This window comes from uncultured Rhodococcus sp. (assembly GCF_963525155.1).
GTDB lineage: Bacteria > Actinomycetota > Actinomycetes > Mycobacteriales > Mycobacteriaceae > Rhodococcus_F > Rhodococcus_F qingshengii.
The window spans coordinates 1-6,748 of the sequence record NZ_CAURKP010000236.1 but is presented as its reverse complement, the minus strand read 5'-3'; the positions used below and the strand labels follow the sequence as shown (position 1 = coordinate 6,748).

Genomic DNA, 6,748 nt, shown 5'->3' with positions numbered 1-6,748 from the left:
AGCGCTTCGCGCTGCCGTCCGTCAAGCGCATCAGCTTGTCGCCCTCGACTCCGTCGGCGCGGATCTCGTCGGCGAACTGTGAGATGTTGTCCAGAACCTGACCCATGATTTTTCCGGCTTTCTGGTTTCGCTACCCGGCGAGTGCCTGGGCAGAATGAAAATCTGTTGGTGAAACGGTGGCAGGTAGCCCACCGAAGTGCAGAAACGCTTCCCGGTGAGTGGGAGCACCCCTGTGCGCCTTTTTGGTAGTGGGGGCTACCAAAAAGGCGCACCGTCCTTACTTGCCTTCTGGACGCGTCAGAAATGCCAGACCGGACGCGACCCAGGCGTCGCGAGCTTCGATCATCGTCCAGTGTCCGCAGTTGGGGAAGATGTGAACTTCGCCGTTGGGGATGTCGCGCATCGGCAGAATCGCCATGTCCACGGGGCTGACGCGGTCATCGCGTCCCCAGGTCAACAGCGTCGGCGCCTTGATCTTGTTCAGCTGTGCCCAGTACGGCACGGCGGTCGACGCAGCGGCAGCCGCGCCCATGGCGGCCATGGCCTTGCTGCTGTACATACGACGGGCGATCTCGAGCGTCGTCGGCTCGGTGGCCAGGGCCCAACGCTCTTCGATGAGCTGCTCGGTGACGACGGCACGGTCGAAGACCATCGAATGCAACCAGCGGACCAGAGCTTCGCGGGTGGGGTTGTCGGTGAACTCCATGAGGAGTTTGATGCCTTCACCGGGCCCCGGCGAGAAGGTGTTCTTTCCCATGCCGCCGATGGTGACGAGCTTGCTCACCCGGTGCGGCTCGTCGATCGCGACCTTGGTGGCGACGATGCCGCCCATGGAGTTACCGATCATGTGGACCGGGCCGAGGCCGAGGCCGTCGAGGAACATCCCGACCGACGCCTGCGCCATCATCATCGGATGGTCGGGGCCGGGATCGCTGACGCCGAATCCGGGGAACTCGAGAACGTAGCAGTGGAAGTGCTTCGCGAAGTCCGCGAGAACGCCGCGGTAGTTTCGCCAACCGGTGACGCCGGGGCCCGATCCGTGCAGCAGCAGGAGCGGCGGGCCGTCGCCGGCTTCGTGGTACCGGAGCACACCGAGATCGGTCTGCAGTTCCTTCAGAGTTCCCTCGTAGCTCAGTTCAGTCGTCATGGTCCGAACGGTGCCATCAGTACCGCTGAGCTGCTATGACTCGTCCCGATCAGCGAGACAAGTCGATCAAAATACGTCAGATCCAGTGGTCGGACGACGCTGCCAGCAGGCGATCCATCGTCTCCGCCGAGAACGTATTGGTCGGAACGGGAGGCGTTTTGCGGCCGCGGCGAGGAGCACCCAGTTCGGGGTACAGCGTCCGTGAGACCTCGCGAGCCGCGTCGACGACCAGCGGAGCAACTCGCTCGAGCTGAGCGGTCCGCATGTCACCACACAACGCGATGCTGCCGACGGGACCCTCGTGTCCGCGAATTGCCGAAGCCACACAAGCGACTCCACGCGCTGACTCCCCGCGTTCGAAGGCCAGTCCCCGACGCTGACGGATGCGGTTCAGTTCCTGGTGGAGCACAGCGACGTCGGTGATCGTGTTCTCGGTGCAGCGGGGAAGAGAAGCCCCGAACAGAGCGTCGACGCGCTCAGGGTCGATCCACGCCAGCATCGCCTTGCCACCAGCCGTCGAATGAGCGAGCACTCTGCCGCCGACGCGGGACGGGAGCGCCGCGGCGAATCGTCCGCCGACCTTGTCGAGATAGACGCTCTCGCGTCCGTCGAGCACCGACAGGTGAACGACCATGCCGGTCTGCAGGTGCAGTTCGTGCAGAAGCGGTGCAGCGGCTTCGCGGATCTGGCTGTGGCCGCCGTCGCCACCACCGAGGCCGAGCGCGCGACGCCCGAGGCAGTAGCCGAACGATGCGTGATCGACCCAGTCCAGCTTGACCAGCTGATCGAGAATGCGGTGGACCGTGGAGCGCGGCAACTGAGTACGGCACGCGACCTCTTCCAGCGTCAGCCGCGCGGCGCGGCCGTCGAAGGCGTCGAGAATCAGTGTCATCCGCTCGACCATCGACGGCGGCAGATCCTTCTTGGGTTGCCCACCGGCAGTCTGGACGGTGGACAGTGTGTCGTTCATGTCAACAATGGTCATGGACGCCTCCCGAAAACTGGAATTGATTCTACCGACTATAACCCAGGTCACAGTTTCTGGAAAGTGAATCGATCTTTTCGATCCCGATCAGCGGTAATTCACCTGCCGCTGGGCGAGTGGGGACGCTATAAACGCCCGATGCACCTGGGAATCGTCACGCCGGTCCTGATTCAGCACCCGAGCACGCGCTCGGAGTGGGAGGCAAGTGCTGACATCGGCGAGATCGCCACAGTGGCCGCCACGGCGGATCGACTCGGTTTCCATCATCTGACCTGCAGTGAACACGTGGCGGTCCCCGAGGAGATTGCCGCCGAGCGCGGCGGAACCTACTGGGATCCGCTCGCCACCCTTGGTTTTCTCGCCGCGCGTACATCACGAATCCTGCTGGCGACCCAGGTGCTGGTGTTGGGCTACCACCACCCCCTCGAGATCGCCAAGCGTTACGGAACGCTTGATCGCGTCAGCAATGGACGCCTGATACTCGGCCTGGGGGTGGGGACTCTGAAACAAGAATTCGATCTCATAAATGCTCCATTTGCCGACCGAGGAGCGCGCGCTGACGATGCCTTGGCCGCACTTCGGGCATCACTGTCGACGCCGACTCCGGAGTATCACGGCGAGTTCTACGACTACTCCGGATTTGTCGTCGAACCCCACGCCGTCCAGAAACGGGTGCCGCTGTGGATCGGCGGCCGGACCAAGAGATCGCTGCGCCGGGCCACCACACACGGCGACGGGTGGGTGCCGTTCGGGCTGCGATTCTCCGAACTGAAGGAAATGCTCGATGCCACGACGCTCCCCGACGGATTCGACGTGGTGCTTCCCGCCGGTGCGCCGCTCGATCCTCTCGGCAATCGCGAATCCACCCTTCGCGCCTTGACTCGCGTCCGTGACGCCGGGGCGACCATCGCCAGCTGCTCGGTCGGCGCTCGAAGCGTCGAGCACTACTGCGAACAACTCGAAGAACTTCACCGAATCGCCCTCGCCGAGGGCTTTTCTTTCACCACTTCCTGATTCCCCGACAATTCAATGCAAAGGACGTACCGATGACCGACTCGACCGCCCTGATCGAATCCCTGCTCGCCCGAGTGGAATTGCTCGAGGACAAGCTCGCGATCACCGAACTGCTGACCACATACAGCCCTGCCGTCGACAGCGGATCAGCCGACGAGGTCGCGAACCTGTGGCTCGAGGACGGCGTCTACGACGTCGATACCGGTGCGATGCACGGCCGCGGCGAACTGCGCGCGATGGTTCACAGCGCCTCACACCAGAACTGGATCATGAACGGCGCGGCCCACATGATGACACCCGCCCACATCCGCATCGACGGCAACAAGGCCGTCGCGACCTGCCATTCGCAGTTGGTCATCAAAGATCCCGAGAACCCGACGGGATTCAAGGTCCTCCGCATCACCGCAAACCGTTGGGAACTGATCAAGACGGACGGCGAGTGGAAGGTCGAACTGCGTACCAACGCCCTCCTCGACGGCCGACCCGAGGCTCGCGCTCTCCTGGCTGCCGGCGTGACGGCCTAACCGGCCTGTGCGCGGTTAGGGACCCTCTGCGGTCGCTGACCGCGCACAGCTGTTGAAAGTTCGGCTCCCCGAACTCTATAGTTCACTTATTCGAACCAACAGGTCCGAGTACGTGTGACCAGGAGACCGATGAGCACCAGTACGCAAGAGCCGACGACTCCGCGCCGACGACCCACGGGGAGATCCATCGCCCTGCTCGGTCCGGCGTTCGTCGCGGCAATCGCGTACGTCGATCCGGGCAACGTCGCCGCCAACCTCACCGCCGGCGCCAAGTACGGCTACCTCCTCATCTGGGTGCTCGTACTCGCCAACGCGATGGCCGTCCTCGTGCAGTATCTGTCCGCGAAACTCGGTCTCGTCTCCGGCAGATCCCTGCCCGAAATGCTGGGTCAGCGCCTGCGTAAGAACAACCGCCGCGCCTTCTGGCTCCAGGCCGAGATGATGGCGATCGCGACCGACGTCGCCGAAGTCATCGGCGGCGCCATCGCACTCAACCTGCTCTTCAACATCCCGCTCTTCCTCGGCGGACTGATCACCGGATGCGTGTCGATGGTCATCCTGACGATCCAAAGTCGGCGCGGACAGCGCACTTTCGAGTTCGTGGTCATGGGATTGCTGGCCATCATCACCATCGGCTTCCTGACCGGGCTCGCCTTCACCGACGTCTCCGGCAGCGAAGCGGTCGCCGGACTGGTCCCCCGCTTCGAAGGAACCGAGACCGTACTGCTCGCCGCCAGCATGCTCGGAGCAACGGTCATGCCGCACGCGATCTACCTTCACTCCGCATTGGCACGTGATCGCCACGGCCACATCAAACCCGGCCCACGGTTGCAGCGACTACTCAAAGTCACCCGTTGGGATGTCGTCGTCGCGTTGATCATCGCCGGTGGCGTGAACATCGGCATGCTGCTTCTGGCCGCTTCGGCGCTGCGCGGAGTACCCGGCACCGACACCATCGACGGCGCGCATGCCGCGATCGAGAATTCGCTCGGCCCGGGCGTAGCCGTGGTGTTCGCGATCGGCCTCCTCGCCTCCGGACTCGCGTCGACCTCCGTGGGATGCGCGGCCGGCGCCGAGATCATGCATGGTCTTCTGGCCATTCGCATTCCGGTGATCACACGCCGGATCGTCACGCTCATCCCGGCGCTGATCGTGCTCGGACTCGGCGTCGACCCGACGCTGGCGCTCGTGCTCAGCCAAGTGGTCTTGAGCCTGTGCATCCCCTTCGCGATCATCCCGCTGGTGCGAATGACCTCGGACCCCGAACTCATGGGCGACGCGCGCAATGCCCCGCTCACGACCGTCGCGGCTTGGATTGCGGCGGGCTTGATCGTTGCACTCAACGTCGCTCTGCTGGTTCTGACGGTGACAGGCTAGAGCACCGGAGCCACCCAACGCGTCCCTCACAAACGCGCTGGACGGCTCCGGCCGGACTAGGAGACTTGCTCGGCGAGAGTGGCCTTGGCCCAGCGATAGTCGGCCTTTCCGCTGGGAGAACGCCTGATCGACGGAACGTTCATGACGGTGCGCGGCACTTTGTACCGAGCGACCTGCGACGCGCAATGCTCACCGATCTCGGCAGCGTCCGGGACGTCGAAGCCTTCGCGGGTCGTGATGACCGCAGCGACGCGCTCACCGAACTTCGCATCCGGAATTCCCGCGACCAGAGCGTCGAGCACCGCCGGGTGACTCTTGAGTGCCTGCTCGACCTCTTCGGGGTACACCTTCTCCCCGCCGGTGTTGATGCACTGAGAACCACGCCCCAGCAGGACGATCGAGCCGTCGGCTTCCACGCGTCCGACGTCGCCGAGCACCGACATCCGCACACCGTCGATCACCGGGAACGTAGCCGCGGTCTTGACCGGATCATTGAAGTAGCCGACCGGCACGTGACCACTGCGAGCGATGTAACCGGTCTCGGGCGATCCCGGCTCCAGCGGCCGCATCCTTTCGTCCACGACGCGCGTCTCGTCGCGAGCGGCGATGCGCATCAGGCCGTCTTGACCGATCTCGAGATTGCCGTCGACGCCCGACTCCGAGGAACCGAATCCGTCGCGGATCACCAGGTTCGGAAGCATCGACTTGAGCTGCTCCCGCAGTGAGAGCGAGAACAAGGCTCCGCCGGACGAGACCATTCCGACCGTGCTGAGGTCGTAATCTGCTGCGTTTGCAGCCAATTCGTCTGCGAGCGGACGTGCCATCGCGTCTCCGACGACGGTGATGGAGACGGCCTTCTCACTTCCGGCGAGCTGCAGCGTCGTCTTCGCGTCGAACCGCGCCATGAGAATTGCGTTGGCGCCCATGAAGAATCCGGTGAACAGCGAGTACGACGCCGCACCGTGCATCAGGGGTGCGGTACTGAGCATGTTCATCGCGGGGACATTCGGCACCGCGGCGAACAGAGCCTCGGCGGTCGTGTGCGGCGGACCGAACGGATTTCCGCCGGTGAGCGCCGCGAAGTAGAAGTCTTCATGACGCCACATGACGCCCTTGGGCATCCCCGTCGTGCCGCCGGTGTAGATGACGAAGAGGTCGTCGTTGCTGCGGGGCGCGAAGTCACGAGTGGCGGCCTGCTCCGCGGCAGCGTCGGCAAATCGAACGACGTCGACGCCTTCGATATCGCGGACGGCTGACTCGCCGACTACAACGACGTGCTTGATGCCGGGCGCGGCCGGGAGAACCGTCTCCACGACGGAAACGAACTCCTCGTCCACGATCAGTGCCACCGACTGCGAATCGTTGTACAGATAGGTCAGTTCGGCGTCGACGTAGCGATAGTTGACGTTGATCGGGACCGCACGAATCTTGAGGCACCCGAGCAAACTCTCGACGAACTCGATGCTGTTGCGCATGTGCAGAGCAACGTGATCGCCGGGCCCGACACCGACACTCGCCAGGTGGCGGGCGATGCGATTCGAGCCCTCGTCCAGCTCGACGTATGTGCGACGACGACCATCGCACACGAGCGCCGTGCGGTCCGGAATCAGATCCGAGATGCCCTCGTACAGATCTGCCAAATTCAGTGACACTGCTGGTGCCTTCCTTGATGTCCGGCCCGGTGAATTCGGGGCCGACCGT

At 63.9% G+C, this 6,748-nt stretch carries 6 protein-coding genes; 3 read left to right on the top strand and 3 right to left on the bottom strand.

Annotated elements, in window-relative coordinates; all coding sequences use genetic code 11:
- Nucleotides 1-277: 277 nt before the first annotated feature.
- Both RWT78_RS26820 and RWT78_RS26815 read right to left on the bottom strand, forming a co-directional pair.
- Nucleotides 278-1,147 (bottom strand): alpha/beta fold hydrolase, encoded by an 870-nt coding sequence (locus RWT78_RS26820; RefSeq protein ID WP_314682065.1) that lies wholly within the window; start codon nt 1,145-1,147, stop codon nt 278-280.
- A 76-nt stretch (nt 1,148-1,223) separates the two neighbouring features.
- Complete coding sequence (locus RWT78_RS26815; RefSeq protein WP_007729442.1) at nt 1,224-2,132, bottom strand: IclR family transcriptional regulator; 909 nt, start codon at nt 2,130-2,132, stop codon at nt 1,224-1,226.
- Between the two features lie 138 nt (nt 2,133-2,270).
- Between RWT78_RS26815 and RWT78_RS26810 the strand changes: the two genes are divergently transcribed.
- The 3 genes from RWT78_RS26810 to RWT78_RS26800 all read left to right on the top strand — a co-directional run bounded on the left by RWT78_RS26810 (nt 2,271) and on the right by RWT78_RS26800 (nt 5,047).
- Nucleotides 2,271-3,146 (top strand): TIGR03619 family F420-dependent LLM class oxidoreductase, encoded by an 876-nt coding sequence (locus RWT78_RS26810; RefSeq protein WP_003940045.1) that lies wholly within the window; start codon nt 2,271-2,273, stop codon nt 3,144-3,146.
- A 32-nt stretch (nt 3,147-3,178) separates the two neighbouring features.
- The gene (locus RWT78_RS26805; protein WP_003939809.1) at nt 3,179-3,670 is read left to right on the top strand and encodes a nuclear transport factor 2 family protein; all 492 of its coding nucleotides are present in this window, start codon (nt 3,179-3,181) and stop codon (nt 3,668-3,670) included.
- A gap of 129 nt (nt 3,671-3,799) precedes the next feature.
- Complete coding sequence (locus RWT78_RS26800) at nt 3,800-5,047, top strand: Nramp family divalent metal transporter (protein ID WP_020909201.1); 1,248 nt, start codon at nt 3,800-3,802, stop codon at nt 5,045-5,047.
- A 56-nt stretch (nt 5,048-5,103) separates the two neighbouring features.
- Here the strand turns inward: RWT78_RS26800 and RWT78_RS26795 are convergent, their stop codons facing one another.
- Nucleotides 5,104-6,699, bottom strand: a complete 1,596-nt coding sequence (locus RWT78_RS26795; protein WP_064687742.1) for an acyl-CoA synthetase — start codon at nt 6,697-6,699, stop codon at nt 5,104-5,106.
- Between the last annotated feature and the right edge of the window lie 49 nt (nt 6,700-6,748).